The organism is Actinokineospora spheciospongiae, from assembly GCF_000564855.1.
GTDB classification, from domain to species: Bacteria; Actinomycetota; Actinomycetes; order Mycobacteriales; family Pseudonocardiaceae; genus Actinokineospora; species Actinokineospora spheciospongiae.
Genome location: NZ_AYXG01000111.1, coordinates 1 through 20268, shown reverse-complemented (window position 1 = coordinate 20268; position 20268 = coordinate 1). Strand labels below are relative to the sequence as shown.

The following is a 20268-nucleotide window of genomic DNA, read 5'->3' as shown; positions in this document are numbered from 1 at the left end:
TGGTCGGACCGGGTCCTGCGGCCCGGGTGGTGACGTATGCTAACCAGTTGGGCATGGCTTTCAACCGGTGGCCGGATGGTGCGTCGGCCACGAATCTGACACGGTTGCGCCCGTGACAGCGATCGGACACGTTCCGGTGGGCACCCGGATCGGGGTGCTCCCGCTCCTGGCGGGTGCGGTGGTCACCGCGGCGCTGGTCGCGGTCGGACCGGCCGCGGCGGTCGCGGGCTGGTGGTCGCTCGCCGCGCTGGGCCTGGCCGGGTTGGTGAGCGTGCTGACCGCGGTGTCGCACGCCGACCTGCTGGCCCAGTCGCCCACCGGCGACCGCGACGCCCACGTCCGCGAACGCCTCGGGCTCGTCCCCGCGCGGCTCTCCGGGCTGCTCTCGGTCGTGGGCCGGGTGGTCGCCGCTGCGGCTGTCGCCGGTGCCGCGGGCACCTACCTGTGGCCCGCCCGCCCGGCGTACGCGGCGGTCGCGCTGCTGGTGGTGGTCACCGCATTGGTGGTCGCGCCGCCCGCGGTGCCACCCGCGGTGACCAGGATCGCCTGGGCCGTGGTGCTGCTCACCGTCGTCGGGTTCGCGGTGGTCGGGCTGGCCATCGCCCCGGCCGACGCCGCGGTCACCGTCGCCGCGGGCGCCCCGGGCACCGACGACCCGACGGGGGTGCTGTCCGCCGCGGGTCTGCTCACGCTGGGCTTCCTCGGCTTCGAACGGGCGGGCACGGCCCGCACGGCCGTGCCGGTGGTGCTCGCCGCGCTGCTGGTCTCGCTGGGGGTGGCGGTCGTCGTGCTGCGCCAGCTCGGTGGTCCGCGCGCGGCGCTGTCGCCGACCCCGCTGCGCGACGCCCTGGCCGCCGCCGACGGGGCGGTCCTCGACCCGCTGCTGACCCTCGGCCTCGCCCTGGGCGCGGTGCTGGTCGTGCGCGCGCTGCTCGACGGTGCCCTCTGCGCCGCCCGCGACCTGGCCGAGCACGGCGAGCTGCCCGGCGCGGCCCGCCACCACGCGCTCGCGGTCGCGGTGCTCGCCGTCGGCGCCTCGGTCGCACTGGCACCCGCGCTGCTGGCCGAGGTGGCCGCGTGCCTGCTGCTCGGGCACGCCGCGTTCGTCAACTCCGCCGCCCGCTCGCTGCCGCGCCACGACCGCTCGAGCTGGGTCCGCACCGGCTGCTGCGGCCTCGTGCTCAGCGTCGTCGTCGGCGTCAACATCTCCATCCCCGCCCTCGCCACCGCGGCCGGGGTCCTGCTCCTCGGTGGCGGCGCGCTGTGGGCGCACCGAACGCGGGCGGTCACCTGAGGTGGTCGGACGCCCGAATGTCGGGATACCGATTCTCTGCCGGGCCGATCACCGGATACGGTGCCCCCATGACGTCGACGTTGTCGTTCACGAGCACTCCGAACCCCCACCCGGCCACCCCGGAGCGGGTCGCGGAGGTACTCGCGTCCCCCGGTTTCGGACGCTACTTCACCGACCACATGGTGACTGTCCGCCACACCCGCGAGCAGGGCTGGCACGACGCCAGGGTCGGGCCGTACCAGCCGCTGACCCTGGACCCCTCGGCCTCGGTCCTGCACTACGGCCAGGCGATCTTCGAGGGCCTCAAGGCCTACGCGCAGCCGGACGGTTCGATCGCCACCTTCCGCCCGGAGGCCAACGCCGCCCGCTTCCGCGCCTCCGCCCGCCGCATGGCGATGCCGGAGCTGCCGGACGAGCTGTTCCTGGAGTCCCTGCGCCTGCTGGTCGAGGCCGACCGCCGCTGGGTGTCCACCAAGCCAGAGGAGTCGCTGTACCTGCGGCCGTTCATGATCTCCACCGAGGCGGCCCTCGGCGTCCGCCCGGCCTCGGAGTACCTGTACCTGGTCATCGCCTCGCCCGCTGGCGCGTACTTCGCCGGTGGCATCAAGCCGGTGACGGTCTGGCTGTCCACCGAGTACGTCCGCGCGGCCCCCGGCGGCACCGGCGCGGCCAAGTTCGCGGGCAACTACGCCGCGTCGCTGGTCGCCCAGGCCCAGGCCGCCGAGCAGGGCTGCGACCAGGTCGTCTGGCTCGACGCCGTGGAGCGCCGCTGGGTGGAGGAGATGGGCGGCATGAACCTGTTCTTCGTGCTGGGCGACAAGGTCGTCACCCCGGCGCTGTCGGGTTCCCTGCTCCCCGGCATCACCCGCGACTCCCTGCTGTCGCTGGCCCGGGACCTGGGCTACACCACCGAGGAGCGCCCGATCTCCACCGAGGAGTGGGAGAAGAAGGCCGCCTCCGGTGAGCTGACCGAGGTCTTCGCCTGCGGCACCGCCGCCGTGATCACCCCGGTGGGCCACGTCAAGCACGCCACCGGGTCCTTCGACGTCTCCGGCGGCGCCACCGGCCCGGTCACCACCAGGCTCCGCCAGACCCTCACCGACCTGCAGTACGGCCGGATCGAGGACCCCCAGGGCTGGATGAGCACCCTCTGACGGCATCAGCGGGGCGGGCTCCGGCCCGCCCCGCTCAGCTCAGCGTGCACGCGGCCAGCACGACCGCCGTGGCCAGTTCGCAGGCCGCGCCCAGCACGTCCCCGGTGACCCCGCCGAAGCGGCGCCGCGTGTGCGCCACCAGCAGCGCCACCACCGCCGCCGCGACCACCACCCCCACCGCCGCCCTCGGCCCCACCGCCACCAGCCCCGCGGCGGCCAGCAGCACCGCCCACCCCGCGGGCACCCACCACGGCTGCGTCCCGGCGACCAGCGCGCCCAACCCGTCCGGCCGCGCCGCCGGGACCCCGCGCACGCAGCACGCCCCGAACGCCGTCCGCCCGGCCGCCAGCGCGAGCACGACCCCCGCCCACGGCACCGACGGCAGCGCCACCGCCTCGACCCCCAGCACGACGATCAGCGCCACCACCCCGAACGGCCCGACGTCACCGCCCTTCATGACCGCCAGCGCCCGCTCCGGCGGCCCGTAGCAGCCGAGCCCGTCCGCGGTGTCCGCCAGCCCGTCCAGGTGCATCCCCCGGGTCGCCAGCGCCAGCACGCCCACCGCCAGCACCCCCGCGAGCAGCGGCGGGAACGGCAGCCACAGCACCCCGGCGGCCAACAGCCCGAGCAGGGCGCCGACCACGGGTGCCACCGCGATCGCCGAGCGGGCCGCCCGGGTGTCCACCGACTCCACGTGCAGCGGCAGCACGGTCAGCCAGGACAGGGCCAGCCGCAGACCGATCATCCGGCGTCGGTCGGCAGCGGGGTGTCGCGCCCGCTGACCCCCGCGTCCTCGAAGGTCGCCATCTCGGCCAGGACGCGGGTCGCCATGGAGACCAGGGGCAGCGCGGCGAGCGCGCCGGACCCCTCGCCCAGCCGCAGGTCCAGTTCCAGCAGCGGCGTGAGGTCGAGCTGTTCCAGGGCGAGGGTGTGCGCGGGTTCCACCGACCGGTGCCCGGCGACCCACCACGCCGACGCGCCCGGCGCCAGTTCCTCGGCGACCAGCGCCGCCGCCGCGCTGATCAACCCGTCGAGGACCACCGGTGTCCGGCGCACGGCGGCCTGCGCCAGGAACGCGGCCATGGCCGCGATGTCCGCGCCCGAGGCGGCGCGCAGCAGCGCCACCGGGTCGCCCGAGACCCGGCGGGCCCGGCGCAGGCCGTCGCGGACGGCCACCGCCTTGCGCATCCACCCCCGGTCGTCGATGCCGGTGCCGCGGCCGACCACGGCCACCGGCTCCGCGCCGGTCAGCGCGGCGATCAGCACCGAGGCGGGGGTGGTGTTGCCGATGCCCATGTCACCGGCGACCAGCAGGTCCGCCCCGCTGTCGACCTCCTCGTCGGCGATCGCGCGACCGGCGGTGATCGCCGCGCGCACCTCGGCGTCGGACAGGGCGTCCTCGCGGTCGACCGACCCGGACGAGCGGCGGACCTTGTGCGCGGTGACCTGCTCGGGCAGCCCGGCGCCGTCGGTGTCGACCGACAGGTCCACCACCCGCACGGTCGCCCCGGCGACCGAGGCCAGCACGTTGACCGCCGCGCCCCCGGTGAGGAAGTTCGCCACCATCTGGCCGGTGACCTCGCTCGGGAACGCCGAGACCCCGTGCGCGGCGACCCCGTGGTCACCGGCGAACACGACCACCCTGGGCCGGGCGAACGGCTTCGGCGGGCACTGGCCCTGGCAGGCCGCCACCCACACCCCGAGCTCCTCCAGCCGCCCCAGCGAGCCCTGCGGCTTGGTCAGCCGCTCGTGCCGGGCGACGGCCTCGCGGCGGGCGGTCGCGTCCGGCGCGGTCACGTGCGGGAAGTCGGTGCTCACCGGGGTGCCTCCGAGGGGTTCAGCGTCAGCGCAGCCGCAGCGGCAGGCCCGCGACCAGCAGCAGCACCTCGGTGCTCACCTCGGCCAGGGACGCGTTGACCGCGCCGAGTTCGTCGCGGAAGAGCCTGCCAGAACGGGTCGCGGGAACCACACCCAGCCCGACCTCGGCCGACACCACCACCAGCGGCGCCGCGCACGCGGCGACCGCCTCCACCAGCCGCGCCCGCTCGGCCGCCACCGTGACCCCCGGTTCGGTCCAGGCCGCGGCGTCGTCGAGGGCACCGGTGAGCCAGGTCGCCACGTCGTCGAGCAGCAGCGGCGGGTCGTCGGCGCGGGCCGTGGACAGGGCGGCGACCAGGGACTCGGTGTCCGGGACCTCCACCGTGCGCCAGGTGGCGGGCCTGCGGTCGACGTGGGTGGCGATCCGCGCGTCCCACTCCGCGTCGCCCGGCACCCGGCGGGCGGTGGCCAGGTAGGTGGCCGGGCCGTCGGCCGGGAGCAGGCCCTCGGCGTGCGCGGACTTGCCCGACCGGGCCCCGCCCAGCACCAGCGTCTTCACGTCCGGGCACGCTACCGTCCCGGGCATGAGCTTCAGTTGGCGCTACGAGGACACCACCGGCGGCCCCGTCCCCGGCCCGGCCGTCACCTTCGACGACCAGGCCGAGGCCGAGGACTGGTTCAGCACCACCTGGCCGGACCTGCTGGAATCCGGCGTCGAGCAGGTGACCCTGCTCGACGGGGAGACCGAGGTCTACGGCCCGATGGGCCTGCGCACCCCCTGACCGCGGGTGCGGCTCAGGGGCTGACGGTCAGCGACGGGTCCGTGACCACCACGTCGGCGAGCACGCCGTCGATCGCCTTGAGCAGGTCGGCGTCGAGCTTCCTGCCCGCCGCGGCGGCGTTGTCGACGACCTGCTCCGGGCGGGACGCGCCGATGATCGCCGAGGCGACGTTGGAGTTCTGCAAGACCCACGCCACCGCGAGCTGCGCCATGCTCAGCCCGGCCTGCTCGGCCAGCGGCTTGAGCTGCTGCACGGCGGTGAGCACGTCGTCGCGCAGCCAGCGGGAGATCATGTTCTTGCCGCCGGTCTCGTCGGTCGCCCGGGACCCGGCGGGCGGCTCGGCCCCCGGCGCGTACTTGCCGGTCAGCACGCCCTGCGCGATCGGCGACCACACGACCTGGCCCAGGCCCTCCCGCTCGGAGGTGGGCACGACCTGCTTCTCGATGACCCGCCACAGCATCGAGTACTGCGGCTGGTTGGAGATGAACGGCACGTTCAGCTCCCGGGCCAGCGCCGCGCCCCGGGTGATCTGGTCCGCGGTCCACTCCGAGACGCCGATGTAGAGGACCTTGCCCTGCCGCACCAGGTCGGCGAAGGCGAGCATGGTCTCCTCCAGCGGCGTGCTCCGGTCGAACCGGTGCGCCTGGTAGAGGTCGAGGTAGTCGGTGCCGAGCCGCTGCAGGGAGGCGTGCGCGGACTCCATGACGTGCTTGCGGCCCAGGCCCTTGTCGTTGGGGCCGCCGGGACCGGTCGGCCAGAAGACCTTGGTGAAGATCTCCAGGCCCTCGCGCCGCTGCCCCTTGAGGGCGCGGCCGAGGACCGACTCGGCCTTGGTGTTGGCGTAGACGTCGGCGGTGTCGAAGGTGGTGATGCCCGCGTCGAGGGCGGCGCGCACGCAGGCCTGCGCGGCGTCCTCCTCGACCTGCGAGCCGTGGGTCAGCCAGTTGCCGTAGGAGATCTCGGAGACGTTGAGGCCACTGCGGCCCAGGCGGCGGTGTTCCATGGGAACGAGCCTAATCCGAGGTGCTTCGTTGTGCTAACTGTTGAGAGTGGACAGAGCAGCCGGGGCGGTCTAGGCGACGGCGTCGCCCGCGCGCACCCGGGGCTTGGGCACGCGCAGCTTGCGGAGCTGGGTGGCGCGCACGAACCCGTACCAGCCGATGGAGAAGCCGCGGCTGGTGTCCTTCGGGAACTTCGCCCGCACCCGCTTGGCGATCCGGCGGCCGTTGAGCACGCCCTCGACGACCATGGCGACCAGCATCAGCAGGCAGGCCAGCGTCGCGTACTGCTGGATCGCCAGCGAGGGCACCAGCAGCGACAGGAACACCACCACCGCCAGCGGCATGAACAGCCCCAGCAGGTTGCGCCGGGAGTCCACCAGGTCGCGGATGTAGGCCTTGACCGGGCCGCGGTCGCGCGGCATCAGGTAGCGGTCGTCGCCCTCGTTCATCCGCTTGCGCTGCTCGATGCGCTGGAGCTTGCGCTGGGCGGCCAGCTCGGCGCGCTCCTCCTTGCTGCCGCGGGCGCGGCGCATGGCCTCGCGGGTGGTCTTCGGCGGCGGCGCCACCGGGCCGCGCCTGCGGCCCTCGGCCTCGCGCCGCTTGGGGGTCGGCCTGCCCTTGCCGGGGGTGCGGGCCTTGGTGGTGTCGCCCACGGTCACGGCAGCCTCCTCCACCTGTTCGGCTTCGGGGCTGTCTGCGCTGGTGCGACGGAGGAACCTCACCTGCACAGGGTATGACAACCCGCTCGGTGGATACGCTGCGCCCGTGCTGGTCGTCATCGCGCCCGACGGTTTCGGGGGCACCCTGACCTCCCGGGCCGCCGCCGAGGCGATCGCCGCGGGCTGGCGCCGGGGTGCTCCGGCGCACGAACTGCTGCTGCGCCCGCTGGCCGACGGCGGCCCCGGTTTCGTCCCCGTGCTGCACGGCGCCCTGGGCGGCGAGGTCCACCAAGTGCAGGTCAGCGGCCCCCTGGGCGACCTGGTCGACGCTTCCTGGCTGCTGGTGGGGGAGACCGCCTACCTGGAGTCCGCCGAGGCCGCAGGCCTGCACCTGGTGCCCGCCGACCGCCGCGCCGGGGTGTGCGAGACGACCACCACCCGCGGGGTCGGCGAGCTGGTGGCCGCCGCCGTCACGGCGGGTGCGCGACGGGTCGTGGTCGGCCTCGGCGGTTCGGCGACCACGGACGGGGGAGCGGGGCTCATCGACGGACTCGGCGCGCTCGACCTGTCCGGGGTGCGCCTGGTGGCCGCGGCGGACGTGGAGAACCCCCTGCTCGGCCCGCACGGCGCGGCGGCGGTGTTCGGCCCGCAGAAGGGCGCCGACCCGGCCGCGGTGGCCCGCCTGGAGGCCCGGCTGGCCGGGTGGGCCGATGAGCTGGCCGCCCGCACCGGCCGCGACCCGCGCGGGCACCCCGGCGCCGGGGCGGCGGGCGGCCTGGGCTTCGCGCTGCTGGCCCTGGGCGCCGAGGTGACCTCCGGGGCGGGTCTGGTCGCCGGGGCCACCGGCCTGGCCGCCGCCGTGGCCCGCGCCGGGCTCGCGGTCACCGGCGAGGGCAGCTTCGACTGGCAGTCGCTGCGCGGCAAGCTGGTCACCGCGGTGGCCGGGGCCGCGGCCGAGCGCGGCGTGCCGTGCCTGGTGCTGGCCGGTCAGGTGTCGGTCGGGCGCAGGCAGGCGGCGTCGGCGGGGGTGACCGAGGCGCACTCCGCCGCCGAGCACGCCGGGTCGGTGGCCGCGGCCCTGGCCGATCCGGCGGGCACCCTCGCCGACCTGGCCGAGCACGTGGCCCGGCAGTGGCGGTGACCGTTGGTGGGCGAGCCGCGACGATGTGGTGGGGGACCGGCCGAGAGGTGGCACGGGGCGTGACGCAGTGCGCGTCCGCTGCCCGCCCGGCTGTGTCACCATGGGGCGGGAACAAAATCCACGCCTGCGTCTGTTGTCCCGATCGAGGACCCCGTCCGGGTCCGCCACCGGCGTAGGACCAGCCAAGGGAGAACCATGACGACCGCCCAGGAGAACGGCACCGAAGCGGCGACCCACGGTGTCAAGCTGTCCGCCGAGGCCGCCACCAAGGCCAAGGCGCTGCTCGACCAGGAGGGCCGCGACGACATGCACCTGCGCATCGCCGTGCAGCCCGGCGGCTGCGCTGGCCTGCGCTACCAGCTCTTCTTCGACGAGCGCACCCTCGACGGCGACCTGTTCCGCGACTACGACGGCCTCAAGGTCGCCGTGGACCGGATGAGCGCCCCGTACGTCGACGGCGCCGTGATCGACTTCGTCGACACCATCGAGAAGCAGGGCTTCACCATCGACAACCCGAACGCGGGCGGTAGCTGCGCCTGCGGTGACTCGTTCCACTGAGTCCGGGAGCACCCACGCGCCAAGAGGGCCACGATCCTGGGATCGTGGCCCTCTTGGCGTGCGGTCAGCGCGGTTACACGTACTCGTCGAGGTCGATGACCTGGGCCGCGTTGGCCTCGGAGACCCACCACGCCGCCGCCGCCCTGGCGGCCGGGATGCCCGCGGAGACGAGCTCCGGGTCGACGGTGAGGCCGGTCGGCAGGTCCGCGCAGTCCGCGATCAGCTCGGCCATGGTGTCCGCTTCTGGAGTGCTCATGCCCTGCACGGTAAACGTAATCAACGTCACTTCCCAGGGGTACCGACCAGTAGTGTTGGGCCGAATGGTCGACGACTACCCCGACCGGTGGTTGCCCGCACGAGCGCGGGCTGATCGAATCTCGATCGCCGGTTGATCGAATCAGACCCCACGCCCCGTCGACCCCTCGGGCGTCGACCACCCACACAGGGAGAGGCCTCGTGCCCGTCGCAGTCTCCGGAAGTATCGCCACCGACAACCTGATGCACTTCCCGGGGAAGTTCTCCGAGCAGCTCGTCGCCGAGCAGCTCCACAAGGTGTCGCTGAGCTTCCTCGTCGACGACCTGGTGGTCCGCCGCGGCGGCATCGGCGCCAACATCGCCTTCGGCCTGGGCGTCCTCGGCTGCTCGCCGATCCTGGTCGGCGCGGTCGGGGCGGACTTCGCCGACTACCGCTCCTGGCTGGAGCGGCACGGGGTCGACTGCGCGGGCGTGCACGTCTCCGAGGTCGCCCACACCGCCCGCTTCGTCTGCACCACCGACGACGAGATGAACCAGATCGCCTCGTTCTACGCGGGCGCCATGTCGGAGTCCCGGCAGATCGAGCTGCACCCGATCGAGGCCAAGGCGGGCAAGCTCGACCTGGTCCTGATCGGCCCGGACGACCCGGAGGGCATGCTCCGCCACGCCCAGGAGTGCCGCCAGCGCGGCTACGCCTTCGCCGTCGACCCCTCCCAGCAGATGGCCCGCATGGACGGCGCGCAGATCCGCGACTTCGTCACCGGCGCGGACTACCTGTTCACCAACGACTACGAGTGGGAGCTGCTGCGGCAGAAGACCGGCTGGTCCGACCAGGAGGTCATGGAGAAGGTCGGCCTGCGCGTCACCACCCTCGGCGCCAAGGGCGTGGAGATCGTCCGCAAGGACGGCACCAGCCTCACCGTCAGCGCCGTCCCGGAGACCGCCAAGGTCGACCCCACCGGCGTCGGCGACGGCTTCCGCGCGGGCTTCGTCGCCGCCATCACCCAGGGCCTGGGCCTCGAGCGCGCCGCGCAGCTCGGCTCGCTCATCGCCACCCTGGTGCTGGAGACCGTCGGCACCCAGGAGTGGACCTTCGGCAAGGAGGCGGCCCTCGCCCGCCTCAGCGACGCCTTCGGCCCCGAGGCCGCGGCGGAGATCGCCCCGATCCTGCCCTGACCACGACCGCGAGCCCCGGCCCGGCACCACCCGGCCGGGGCTCGCGGCTGTCCGGGGTGGACCGTCCCGGGAAGACCGCACAACGCCGACGGCCGCCCCCGGACAGGGGCGGCCGTCAGCGCGAGAAGACGCTCAGAGCTTGACCGGGTAGCGCGGCTCGGGCACCACCGGCGCGATCCGGCGCTCGATGAAGATCCCGTGCCACAGCATGAACACCAGCAGCGCCCAGATCCGCCGCGAGTGGTCCAGCGTCCCGGCCCGGTGCTCCTCCAGCAGCCGCAGCACCGCGTTCTTGTCGATCAGCGCGTCGGTCTGCGACTGGAGCACGATGTCGCGGGCCCAGTCGTACATCTCCGACCGCAGCCAGATCCGGATCGGCACCGGGAACCCCAGCTTGCGCCGGTTGAGCACGTGCTCCGGGACGATCCGGCGCATCGCCTGCCGCAGCGCGTACTTCGTGGTCTCCTTGGTGATCTTCTGCTCCAGCGGCACGGTCGCCGCCACCTTGAACACCTCGGGGTCCAGGAACGGCACCCGCAGCTCCAGCGAGTTCGCCATGGTCACCTTGTCGGCCTTGACCAGGATGTCCCCGCGCAGCCAGGTGTAGAGGTCCACGTGCTGCATCCGGGTCACCGGGTCCAGCGCCGCCGACTCCCGGTACGCGGCGGCGGTGACGTCCCGGTGACCCACCCGGGGGTCGTAGGTCCGCAGCACCTGCTGCAACTGGTCCTCCCGGAAGATCCGGGCGTTGCCGTAGTAGCGGTCCTCCAGCGACAGCGCACCGCGCCGCAGCAGGTCCTTGCCGCGGGTGCCCTCCGGGATCTTCGTCGACACCTTGCCCATGATCTTGCGCAGCGCCCCCGGCACCCGCTCGAACGGCGCCAGCGACAGCGGCTCCCGGTAGATCGTGTACCCGCCGAACAGCTCGTCCGCGCCCTCGCCGGACAGCACCACCTTCACGTGCTTGCGGGCCTCGCGGGCGATGAACCACAGCGGCACCAGCGCCGGGTCGGCCACCGGGTCGTCCAGGTACCACACGATCAGCGGCAGCGCGGACATCATGTCGTCCGCCGACACCGTGCGGACCACGTGCTTGACCCCGATCGCGGCGGCCGACTCGGCGGCCACGTCGATCTCGGAGTACCCCTGCCGCTCGAACCCGGTGGTGAAGGTCACCAGGTCCGGGTTGTGCCTGCGGGCCAGCGCGGCGATCGCGGTGGAGTCGATGCCGCCGGACAGGAACGACCCCACTGTCACGTCCGCGCGCATGTGCACCCGCACCGAGTCGCTGAGCACGTCGGCGATGCGGTCGTGCAGCGCGTCCGCCTCGGCCTGGCCGTGCACCGGGGTCGGGGCGAACCGGGGCGTCCAGTACCGCCGGATCACCGGCTCCTCACCGGGGACCAGCGTGAACGAGTGCCCGGACTCCACCCGGTGGACCTGGGTGTGCATCGTGGCGGGCTCGGGCACGTACTGGAGCGTCAGGTAGTGCTGCAACGCCCGGCGGTCCAGTTCCTGCCGCACGCCGATGACCGGCGCCAGCTCCAGGATCGACTTCTTCTCGCTGGAGAACGCCACCCCGCCTGGGCCCACCGCGTAGAACAGCGGCTTGATGCCGAACGGGTCGCGCGCGCCGAAGAGGACCTGGCGCTGGGAGTCCCAGATCAGGAACGCGAACATGCCGCGCAGCCGGGTGACCGCGGCGTCGCCGAGGTGGTGGTAGGCGGCGACGATCGTCTCCGAGTCGCCGTCCGTGCTGAACCGCGCACCGTGCCGCTCCGCCAGCTCCGCGCGCAGCTCCAGGTAGTTGTAGATCTCGCCGTTGAACAGCAGGGTGTAGCGGCCCGGAGCCTCCGGCGGACCCCACACCAGCGGCTGGTGCGAGTGCTCCAGGTCGATCATCGCCAGGCGGTTGAAGCCGAAGACGGCCTCACCGCCGGTCCAGGTCCCGCTCTCGTCCGGGCCGCGGTGCCGCTGGCAGCGCATCGCGGCACCGACGGCCCCGCGGGCCGCGGCGGCGTCCATCTCCGAAGGGCAGACCAGGCCAAGCAGACCGCACACGCTTCTCGCGCACCTCTCGTGTCGAGCCGGGGGAAGCCGCCCGGTGGGGAGCCGGGCGGTCAGGCCGCGTCGCCGGGACAGCTTCGTCGCGGCGGCGGCTCCTCAGCGGAGACGCCAGTATGCCGGGCGGGGTTGCGCGCGGGTGACAAGGTCGTGCCCGCCCCGAAGTGTGACCGACATCCGCTCACCCCTCGCAGGGTGTGGCCCCGGTCGCTGGGCTAGGCTCCGCATGGCTCCAGACGAGCGTGGATCGCCGCTGCCCCAGCGGTGAGCACCCGCCCGTCGCGGAGGTCACGGGAAGATCGCCTCGAGGAGGAGTCGCGCAGTGGGCACACCTGCCTCCGGTGCCGCAGGGCACGGGAACCGCACGCCGCTCGGACGGCCTGCCAAGCTCGCCGGCCTGATGCTGCTGGTCGTGCTCGGCGCCTCCGGGTGCTCCACCGAGCAGGTCCTGCGCTTCGGCTGGCCCGAGGGCGTCACGCCGCAGGCCGACCGGATGCGCGAGTTCTGGACCTGGTCGGTCGTCGCCGCCCTGGTCATCGGCCTCATCACCTGGGCGCTGATCATGTGGCCGGTGGTCGCGCACCGCAAGCGCGGCGACAAGCTGCCCAAGCAGTTCCAGTACAACCACTTCCTGGAGCTGATCTACACCGGCATCCCGGTCGTCATCGTGGTCGTGCTCTTCTACTTCACCGCCACGACGCAGAACTACGTGCAGGCGGAGAAGGAGCCCGACGTCACCGTCGACGTGCTCGCCTTCCAGTGGAACTGGGAGTTCGGCTACAACTCCTACAAGACCGAGTCCGGTCAGTTGGTGCAGCCGAGCGAGGACGACAAGGTGCGCACCGTCGGCAGCAGCGCCGAGATCCCGCTGCTGGTGCTGCCCACCGACCGCACCATCCAGTACAACCTGCGCTCCCGCGACGTCATCCACTCGTTCTTCGTCCCGGAGTTCCTGTTCAAGCGGGACGTCTTCCCCATGCCGGAGAAGAACGAGCAGGACTACACCTTCCAGAACTCGATCGACCAGACCGGGTCCTTCGTGGGCCGCTGCGCCGAGCTGTGCGGCACCTACCACGCGGTCATGAACTTCGAGGTCCGGGCGATCACCCCGGACCTGTTCGACCAGTACATGCGGCTGCGCGGGCAGACCAACCCGAAGACGAACAAGAACTACACCGCGGGTGAGGCGCTGGCGCAGATGAACTGCGGCGAGCTGTGCACCCCGACCGCGGTGACCACCAAGCCGTTCAACACCGACCGCACCGTGCGCACCGCGTCCAACTAGGACGCGGGCCCCGATGGACACGACGGCGGTACGACAGGTGAATGCGAGGACACCATGAAGGTCGAAGCCAGGCTCTTCGACGTCACGACCGGCTTCTTCTTTCTCTCCGCGATCGTCTACGGCCTGTGGGCGGGCGAGGCGGTGGGAACGGTGGCCCTCATCCTGACCGGCGGGCTGTCGCTGATCGTGGGTTCCTACTTCCACTTCATCGCCCGGCGGCTGGAGCAGCGCCCGGAGGACAACCCGGACGCCGAGGTCAGCGACGGCGCCGGTGAGCTGGGCTTCTTCTCCCCTGGCAGCTACTGGCCGGTGGCGGTGGCCGCCTCCGCCGCGCTCGCGGGCTTCGCCATGGCGTTCTGGCAGGTGTGGCTCCTGGTGATCGCCGTCGTCCTGGTGCTCTTCACCGTCGGTGGCCTGGTGTTCGAGTACCACACCCGGCCCGACGCCGAGTAACCACAGCAGACACGACAAGAGGCTCCACCCGATCCGATCGGGTGGAGCCTCTTCTCGTTCGTGGTCTCAGGCTTCCTTGGCGGCCAGCCTGCGCGACGTCGCCGTCCAGCGGTCCAGCAGCGTCGCCCCCGCACCGGAGTCCAGCGCGTGCGCGGCCTGCCCCAGACCCGCCTCCAAGTCCGCGTGCAGGTCCCCGGTGAAGCCGCGGAACGCCGCGATCGCCCCGGCCGCGTTCAGCAGCACCGCGTCGCGCACCGGCCCCGGCTTGCCCGCCACCAGGTCCCGCACCACCGCGGCGTTGAACGCCGCGTCACCACCGCGCAGGTCGGCCGGGGTGGCGGGGGAGACGCCCAACCGCGCCGGGTCGATCCGCTCCTCGCGCACGACCCCGCCGGAGACCACCCAGGCCCGCGTCGTGGTCGTCGTGGTGATCTCGTCCAGGTTGTCCTCGCCGCGCACCACCAGCACGCTCGCGCCGCGCCCGGCGAACACCTCCGCCACCAGCGGCGCCATCCGCAGGTTCGCGCAGCCCACCAGGCCCGCGGTCGGCTTCGCCGGGTTCGTCAGCGGGCCCAGCACGTTGAACACCGTGGGGATGCCCAGCTCGCGGCGCGGCGGGCCGGTGACCCGGAACGCCGGGTGGAACACCGCGGCGAAGCAGAAGCCGATGCCCACCTCGCGCACGCAGGTGGCCACCGCGTCCGGCGACAGCTCGATCGCCACCCCCAGCTCCTCCAGCACGTCGGCCGTGCCGCACTGCGAGGACGCGGCCCGGTTGCCGTGCTTGACCACCGGCACCCCGGCCGCGGCGGCGGTGATCGCGGCCATGGTGGAGATGTTCACGGTGTGCGCCTGGTCGCCGCCGGTGCCGACGACGTCCACCGCGTGCCCGTCGACGTGCACCAGCCGGGCGTGCGCCAGCATGCCCGCGGCCATGCCCGCGATCTCCTGCGGCGTCTCGCCCTTGGCCCGCAGCGCGACGGCGAACCCGGCGATCTGCGCCGGGGTGGCGCTGCCGGACATGATCTGGCCCATCGCCCACGTGGTGTCCGCCTCGGTGAGGTCGGCGCGTTCGATCAGGCGGTTGAGCAGGCCCGGCCACGAGGGCGGCTGGCCGGTGGGGACCGGGATGACCACGGGGACCGACCCGCTCAGCCGCGGACGACGGGCAGGCGCTGCGAGCGCAGCACGTCGGCCACGGTCTCGGCGGCGGTCAGCGGGTCGAGCGGGTGCACCAGCACCGCCTCGGCGCGCGACCAGGTCGCCAGCCAGCGGTCGTCCTTGCGGCGCACCGCGATCACGATCGGGGGACAGTCGGCGATCTCATCCTTGAGCTGCCTGCACAGGCCGATGCCGCCGGTCGGCTGCGCCTCGCCGTCGAGGATCGCCAGGTCGATGTCGCCGCCGTCCATCTCCATCAGCACGTCGGACACGGTGCCCACCTCGACGAAGACCACCCGGCCCACGTCCGCGGCCGGTCGCCTGCCCACGGCTGTGACGATGCTCTCCCGCACCTCGGGCCGGTGGCTGAACACCAGGATCTTCAGGGGCTGAGTGCTCATGCTCGACGTCCTCAGGCTCAGGTCAGATCGGACCCCGCGATGTTATCGGTCTCACCCCGCCGGGGCTGCAACACGTCCCAGCCCGGGGCGTCCCCGCCCAGCCGCTGCGCCAGGCTCGCCATCCGCGACCGCTCCCGCGCGCACTCCAGTGCCGTCACCACCTGCGCCCGCACGGCGTGGAACCGGGTCGACCCGTCCGGCCCGGGGACCGGACCGCGCAGCTCGTAGCCGTCTTGACCGATCAACCCCGCCGCCTCGCCCGCCCGCTCCGGCGGCAGCTCCAGGTGGTGGCGCAGCACCGCCTGCTCGCCCTCGCGCCAGCCCGCGGCGGCGGCCAGCACCGACGAGGCGGCCTCCGCCGGGTCGAAGCTCCCGGCGACGACCACCAGGTCCGGGTCGTCGACCGGCAGCGGCGGCGGCTCCGCGCGCCCGAACAGGCCGCGGACGCGGTCCAGAAAAGACATCTCGGCTCCCGAATTGCGCATCCGCGCTCATATCGCGGCGATGACGGCGGTGTGACGCGGTCTACTCGCGCCCCGCCCGGGCGTGGCGTGTCGTCGCAGGACATAATGCGACGCGTGACTGCAGCAGCGCCCTCCATTGGCCAGCGTGTGCACTCGCTGAACCGGCCGAACATGGTCAGCGTCGGCACCATCGTGTGGCTGTCCAGCGAGCTGATGTTCTTCGCCGGACTCTTCGCCATGTTCTTCACCGTCAAGGCGCAGAACGGCGACCAAGCGTGGCCGCCGCCGCTGGCCGGTGGGGAGGAGTTCCACCTGAACGTCCCCTACGCGCTGCCGTTCACCATCATCCTGGTGCTCTCGTCGTTCACCTGCCAGCTCGGCGTGTTCGCCGCCGAGCGCGGTGACGTGTTCGGCCTGCGCCGGTGGTACGTGGCCACCCTGGTCATGGGGGCGATCTTCGTCGCGGGCCAGGCCTACGAGTACTACAACCTCGTCCACGAGGGCCTGACGATCCCGTCCGGACCGTTCGGCACGGTGTTCTTCCTGACCACCGGCTTCCACGGACTGCACGTCATCGGCGGCCTCATCGCCTTCGTCTACCTGCTCGTCCGGACCAGGCTGAGCAAGTTCACCCCCGCCCAGGCCACCTCGGCGATCGTGGTCTCGTACTACTGGCACTTCGTCGACGTCGTGTGGATCGGCCTGTTCGCCGTCATCTACCTCGTGCCATGACGGACCCCGCTCACCACCACAGCTCCGCCGAGCCCGCACTGACAGCAAGGGTTGCCGTTCAATGACCAAGAAACCACGCAGTCGTGGCAAGTTCCGCAGGCGCCTGGCCGGACTCCTGGCCCTCGGCTTCGGCCTGCTGTCGGTCGGCCTCGCCTACTCCGCGCTGGCCCCGTCGCCGCCGGTGGCCCAGGCCCAGGACGACGCCGCCCTGGTGCGCAAGGGCGAGCAGATCTACAACACCACCTGCATCTCCTGCCACGGCGCCAACCTCGAGGGCGTGCAGGACCGCGGGCCCAGCCTGGTCGGCATCGGGCAGGCCTCGGTGTACTTCCAGACGGCGACCGGGCGGATGCCCGCGGTCCGCCAGGAGGCCCAGGTTCCGCGCAAGCCCGCGAAGCTGACCCCCGAGGAGATCGACGCGATCGGCGCGTTCGTCCAGTCGCACGGCGGCGGCACCCAGTTGCCCAACGTGCCCGGCGAGCAGCTCATCGGCGAGAACCCGGCGCGCGGCGGCGAGCTGTTCCGGCTCAACTGCGCCTCCTGCCACAACTTCACCGGCCGCGGCGGCGCGCTGTCCTCGGGCAAGTACGCGCCCGCGCTGGACGGGGTCACCGAGACCGAGATCTACGCGGCCATGCTGACCGGTCCGCAGAACATGCCCAAGTTCTCCGACCGGCAGCTCACGCCGGAGGAGAAGAAGGACATCATCGCCTACGTCAAGTCGGTGACCGACGGGAACAACAACCCCGGCGGTAGTGCGCTCGGCGGGCTCGGCCCGCAGTCCGAGGGCCTGATCGCATTCATCGTGGGGATCGCCGCGCTGGTCGGCGTGACCCTCTGGATTGGGGCTAAGTCATGAGTTCGACCGACCCGGAGCAGAAGCTGCCGAGCGAAGCGGAGCTGGCGGAGCTGTCGCGGGAAGACCTCGTCCGGCTCGGCGGGAAGCTCGACGACGTCGAGCTCGTCGAGTACCCGGACCCCTGGCCGGTCAAGGGCACCCGCGCCGAGAAGCGCGCCGAGCGCCTGGTCGCCGCCTGGTTCCTGATCGCCGCCCTGGCGGGCCTGGCGTTCGTGGTCGTCTTCGTCGCCTGGCCCTCGGCCTACGTGGCGCCCGACCAGGAGGGGTACTTCGCGTACTCGCTCTACACCCCGCTGCTGGGCGCCACCCTGGGCCTGTCGGTCGCCGCCATCGGCGTGGCCGCCCTGCTCTACACCAAGAAGTTCATCCCGCACGAGGTCGCGGTCCAGCAGCGCCACGAGGGCGGCTCGACGGAGGTCGACAAGGCCACCTTCGCCGCCCACCTGGCCGACGCCGGTGTCCGCTCCACCATCGGCCGCCGCTCGCTGATCAAGCGCACCGCGGGCCTCGGCGCGGGCGCCATGGGCCTGGGCGTGGGCGTGTTCGCCCTCGGCGGCCTGGTCCGCGACCCGTGGGCGCAGACCGACACCCCGAACTCGCTGTGGCACACCGGCTGGAAGTCCGACGACGGCGAGCGCGTCTTCCTGCGCCGCGCCACCGGCAACCCCGAGGTCGTCGACCTGGTCAAGCCGGGCGACCTGGACGCGGGCGCCATGGAAACGGTGTTCCCGTTCCGCGAGTCCGAGCGCGGCGACCACGAGGCCCTGTCCAAGGCGCTCAAGCGCTCGGACAACCCGGTCATGCTGATCCGCCTGCGCCCGCAGGACGCGGCCCGCGTGGTCAAGGCCGAGGGCCAGGAGGACTTCAACTACGGCGACTACTACGCGTACACGAAGATCTGCAGCCACCTCGGCTGCCCGACCTCCCTGTACGAGCAGCGCACGAACAGGATTCTGTGCCCGTGCCACCAGTCGCAGTTCGACGCGCTCAACCACGCGAAACCCATCTTCGGTCCGGCCACGCGCAAGCTGGCCCAGCTCCCGATCGCAGTCGATGAGAAGACGGGTTACCTTTATGCACTGAGGGACTTCATCGAGCCCGTGGGACCTGCCTTTTGGGAGAGGAAGTCATGAGCGCCATCACATCTCCCACCAAGCCCAACAACGCCGCGCTGCGCGCAGCGGGCGGTGCGGCGAAGTGGGCGGACGACCGCTACCACCCGGCGGCCGGTCTGCGGAAGCAGCTGAACAAGGTCTTCCCGACGCACTGGTCCTTCCTGCTCGGTGAGATCGCCCTCTACAGCTTCATCGTGCTGCTGCTGACGGGCACCTACCTGGCGCTGTTCTTCGACCCCTCCATGCAGGAGGTCGTCTACCAGGGGTCCTTCACCAACCTGCGCGGCCTGGAGATGTCGCGGGCCTACGAGTCCGCGCTGAACATCTCCTTCGACGTGCGCGGCGGCCTCTTCGCCCGGCAGATGCACCACTGGGCGGCCCTGCTGTTCATGGCGGCGATGGTCACCCACATGTTCCGGGTGTTCTTCACCGGCGCCTTCCGCCGCCCGCGCGAGGTCAACTGGGTCATCGGCGTCAACCTGTTCCTGATCGGCGCCCTCGAGGGCTTCGCGGGCTACTCGCTGCCGGACGACCTGCTCTCCGGCGCGGGCCTGCGGATCATGTCGGGCCTGATCCTGTCGATCCCGGTCCTGGGCACCTGGGTGCACTGGCTGCTGTTCGGCAGCGAGTTCCCCGGCGAGGACATCGTGCCGCGGCTCTACTCCGCGCACATCCTGCTGATCCCGGCCATCCTGCTGGCGCTGATCGGCCTGCACCTGGCCCTGGTCTGGTACCAGAAGCACACCCAGTTCCCCGGCGTGCGCCGCAAGGAGACCAACGTCGTCGGCGTCCGCATCATGCCGGTCTTCGCGGTCAAGGGCGGCGCCTTCATGGCGGTCGTCGTCGGCGTCACCGCCGCGCTGGGCGGCCTGTTCCAGATCAACCCCATCTGGAACTTCGGCCCGTTCAACGCCTCCCACATCTCGGCGGGCACGGTCCCCGACTGGTACATGGGCTGGACCGACGGCCTCATCCGCCTGTGGCCCGCGTGGGAGATCCACCTGGGCAACTACACGATCGCGGCGGCCTTCTTCCCGTTCATCCTCGGCCTGCCGCTGCTGGGCGGCATCGCGATGATGTACCCGTGGATCGAGCGCAAGTTCACCAAGGACTACGCCCACCACAACCTGCTCCAGCGCCCGCGCGACGTCCCCGTCCGCACCAGCCTGGGCATGATGGCGATCACCTACTTCATGGTGTCCCTGCTGTCGGCGGCCAACGACGTCCTGGCGGACAAGTTCAACATCTCGCTGAACGCCACCACCTGGATGGGCCGCATCGGCCTGCTGATCCTCCCGCCGATCGCCTACTACATCACCTACCGGATCTGCCTGGGCCTGCAGCGCTCGGACCGCGAGGTGCTGGAACACGGCGTCGAGACCGGCATCATCAAGCGCCTCCCGCACGGCGAGTTCATCGAGGTCCACCAGCCCCTGGGCCCGGTGGACGACCACGGCCACCCCATCCCGCTGGAGTACCAGGGTGCGGCGGTGCCGAAGAAGATGAACAAGCTCGGCTCGGCCGGTGCTCCCGTCCAGGGCTCCTGGCTCACCCCGGACCCCCCGGAGGAGACCATCGCCCTGGCCCGAGCCCGCGCGGCCCAGCACGGCGGCCACGACGCCCACGCCCAGATCGAACCGGGCCGCAACGAGACCGGCCAGCACACGGCCACGGACGACCCGTCGGCCAAGCTGTAGTCGCGAGCGAACCACCGCCAGGGGCGGCACCCATTCCGGGTGCCGCCCCTGGCGCGTTCCTGCCCGTTGCGCCGAACAGAGCAACAGCCCGCCCACGGTGTTGCGGTAGCCTGCCGCGGTGATCGGGGCCAACTTCCGCGGAAAAGCCGGTGCACTGGCCATCTGCCTGATCCTCACCACCGCGGCCTGCGCCACCCCG

General features: G+C 72.4%; 22 protein-coding genes. 12 read left to right on the top strand and 10 right to left on the bottom strand.

The genetic code is table 11. The annotated features are described in order from the left end of the window. Positions 1-112 precede the first annotated feature (112 nt). Positions 113-1294 (top strand): hypothetical protein, encoded by a 1182-nt coding sequence (locus UO65_RS16005; protein ID WP_152552114.1) that lies wholly within the window; start codon positions 113-115, stop codon positions 1292-1294. Between the two features lie 68 nt (positions 1295-1362). Next, positions 1363-2448 (top strand): branched-chain amino acid aminotransferase, encoded by a 1086-nt coding sequence (locus UO65_RS16000; protein ID WP_035283303.1) that lies wholly within the window; start codon positions 1363-1365, stop codon positions 2446-2448. 34 nt (positions 2449-2482) lie between these two features. Here the strand turns inward: UO65_RS16000 and cobS are convergent, their stop codons facing one another. Genes cobS through UO65_RS15985 form a run of 3 tightly spaced genes read right to left on the bottom strand, consistent with a single transcriptional unit; the run spans position 2483 to position 4852 of the window. Further along, positions 2483-3193, bottom strand: coding sequence for an adenosylcobinamide-GDP ribazoletransferase (gene cobS / locus UO65_RS15995; protein ID WP_035283302.1), 711 nt, complete (start codon positions 3191-3193; stop codon positions 2483-2485). After that, complete coding sequence (gene cobT / locus UO65_RS15990; RefSeq protein WP_035283300.1) at positions 3190-4266, bottom strand: nicotinate-nucleotide--dimethylbenzimidazole phosphoribosyltransferase; 1077 nt, start codon at positions 4264-4266, stop codon at positions 3190-3192. The genes cobS and cobT overlap by 4 nt, the downstream gene beginning before the upstream one ends. Before the next feature lie 25 nt (positions 4267-4291). Then, positions 4292-4852, bottom strand: coding sequence for a bifunctional adenosylcobinamide kinase/adenosylcobinamide-phosphate guanylyltransferase (locus tag UO65_RS15985; protein ID WP_035283299.1), 561 nt, complete (start codon positions 4850-4852; stop codon positions 4292-4294). Between UO65_RS15985 and UO65_RS15980 the strand changes: the two genes are divergently transcribed. Further along, entirely contained in the window at positions 4851-5048 is a 198-nt protein-coding gene (locus UO65_RS15980) for a hypothetical protein (protein WP_035283298.1), read from the top strand. The two genes, UO65_RS15985 and UO65_RS15980, sit on opposite strands and share 2 nt — an antisense overlap. 13 nt (positions 5049-5061) lie before the next feature. On the opposite strand, the gene UO65_RS15975 is transcribed toward UO65_RS15980, so the two are convergent. After that, positions 5062-6051, bottom strand: coding sequence for an aldo/keto reductase family protein (locus UO65_RS15975; protein ID WP_035283297.1), 990 nt, complete (start codon positions 6049-6051; stop codon positions 5062-5064). Positions 6052-6120: 69 nt separating this feature from the next. Next, complete coding sequence (locus tag UO65_RS15970) at positions 6121-6771, bottom strand: DUF3043 domain-containing protein (protein WP_035283343.1); 651 nt, start codon at positions 6769-6771, stop codon at positions 6121-6123. A gap of 43 nt (positions 6772-6814) precedes the next feature. Between UO65_RS15970 and UO65_RS15965 the strand changes: the two genes are divergently transcribed. Together UO65_RS15965 and UO65_RS15960 are read left to right on the top strand one after the other, a co-directional pair. Continuing rightward, positions 6815-7849, top strand: a complete 1035-nt coding sequence (locus UO65_RS15965; protein WP_035283296.1) for a glycerate kinase family protein — start codon at positions 6815-6817, stop codon at positions 7847-7849. Between the two features lie 195 nt (positions 7850-8044). Next, positions 8045-8407 carry a HesB/IscA family protein gene (locus UO65_RS15960; RefSeq protein WP_035283294.1) on the top strand — a complete coding sequence of 121 codons (363 nt, stop codon included), beginning with the start codon at positions 8045-8047 and terminating at the stop codon, positions 8405-8407. 73 nt (positions 8408-8480) lie between these two features. On the opposite strand, the gene UO65_RS15955 is transcribed toward UO65_RS15960, so the two are convergent. Beyond that, the gene (locus UO65_RS15955) at positions 8481-8663 is read right to left on the bottom strand and encodes a hypothetical protein (protein ID WP_035283292.1); all 183 of its coding nucleotides are present in this window, start codon (positions 8661-8663) and stop codon (positions 8481-8483) included. A gap of 242 nt (positions 8664-8905) precedes the next feature. Between UO65_RS15955 and UO65_RS15950 the strand changes: the two genes are divergently transcribed. Next, positions 8906-9838: a carbohydrate kinase family protein gene (locus UO65_RS15950; RefSeq protein ID WP_035283341.1), complete on the top strand. Its 933-nt coding sequence runs from the start codon at positions 8906-8908 to the stop codon at positions 9836-9838. Positions 9839-9970: 132 nt separating this feature from the next. Here the strand turns inward: UO65_RS15950 and asnB are convergent, their stop codons facing one another. Next, a complete protein-coding gene (gene asnB, locus UO65_RS15945; protein ID WP_035283290.1) occupies positions 9971-11899 on the bottom strand; it encodes an asparagine synthase (glutamine-hydrolyzing) in 1929 nt (642 codons plus the stop codon). A gap of 325 nt (positions 11900-12224) precedes the next feature. Here asnB and ctaC point away from each other — a divergent pair, with 325 nt between their 5' ends. After that, on the top strand, positions 12225-13187 hold the full coding sequence (ctaC, locus tag UO65_RS15940; RefSeq protein WP_459166299.1) for an aa3-type cytochrome oxidase subunit II: 963 nt from the start codon (positions 12225-12227) through the stop codon (positions 13185-13187). A gap of 54 nt (positions 13188-13241) precedes the next feature. After that, entirely contained in the window at positions 13242-13640 is a 399-nt protein-coding gene (locus tag UO65_RS15935) for a cytochrome c oxidase subunit 4 (RefSeq protein WP_035283287.1), read from the top strand. Positions 13641-13706: 66 nt separating this feature from the next. On the opposite strand, the gene trpD is transcribed toward UO65_RS15935, so the two are convergent. From trpD to UO65_RS15920, 3 genes are read right to left on the bottom strand one after another with little or no spacing between them, the layout of a single operon-like run. Further along, positions 13707-14777, bottom strand: coding sequence for an anthranilate phosphoribosyltransferase (gene trpD, locus UO65_RS15930; protein WP_233427609.1), 1071 nt, complete (start codon positions 14775-14777; stop codon positions 13707-13709). Between the two features lie 14 nt (positions 14778-14791). Continuing rightward, positions 14792-15202 carry a hypothetical protein gene (locus UO65_RS15925; protein ID WP_035283285.1) on the bottom strand — a complete coding sequence of 137 codons (411 nt, stop codon included), beginning with the start codon at positions 15200-15202 and terminating at the stop codon, positions 14792-14794. Positions 15203-15219: 17 nt separating this feature from the next. Continuing rightward, on the bottom strand, positions 15220-15666 hold the full coding sequence (locus UO65_RS15920; protein WP_052021235.1) for a hypothetical protein: 447 nt from the start codon (positions 15664-15666) through the stop codon (positions 15220-15222). Between the two features lie 105 nt (positions 15667-15771). Here UO65_RS15920 and ctaE point away from each other — a divergent pair, with 105 nt between their 5' ends. The 4 genes from ctaE (at position 15772) to qcrB (ending at position 20069) form a co-directional block, all read left to right on the top strand. After that, a complete protein-coding gene (gene ctaE, locus UO65_RS15915; protein WP_084175659.1) occupies positions 15772-16398 on the top strand; it encodes an aa3-type cytochrome oxidase subunit III in 627 nt (208 codons plus the stop codon). Positions 16399-16459: 61 nt separating this feature from the next. Further along, the gene (qcrC, locus tag UO65_RS15910; protein WP_035283284.1) at positions 16460-17257 is read left to right on the top strand and encodes a cytochrome bc1 complex diheme cytochrome c subunit; all 798 of its coding nucleotides are present in this window, start codon (positions 16460-16462) and stop codon (positions 17255-17257) included. Continuing rightward, the gene (qcrA, locus tag UO65_RS15905; protein WP_035283283.1) at positions 17254-18390 is read left to right on the top strand and encodes a cytochrome bc1 complex Rieske iron-sulfur subunit; all 1137 of its coding nucleotides are present in this window, start codon (positions 17254-17256) and stop codon (positions 18388-18390) included. The genes qcrC and qcrA overlap by 4 nt, the downstream gene beginning before the upstream one ends. After that, positions 18387-20069 (top strand): cytochrome bc1 complex cytochrome b subunit, encoded by a 1683-nt coding sequence (gene qcrB / locus UO65_RS15900; protein ID WP_035283281.1) that lies wholly within the window; start codon positions 18387-18389, stop codon positions 20067-20069. Before qcrA ends, qcrB begins: the two co-directional genes overlap by 4 nt. Positions 20070-20268 lie beyond the last annotated feature (199 nt).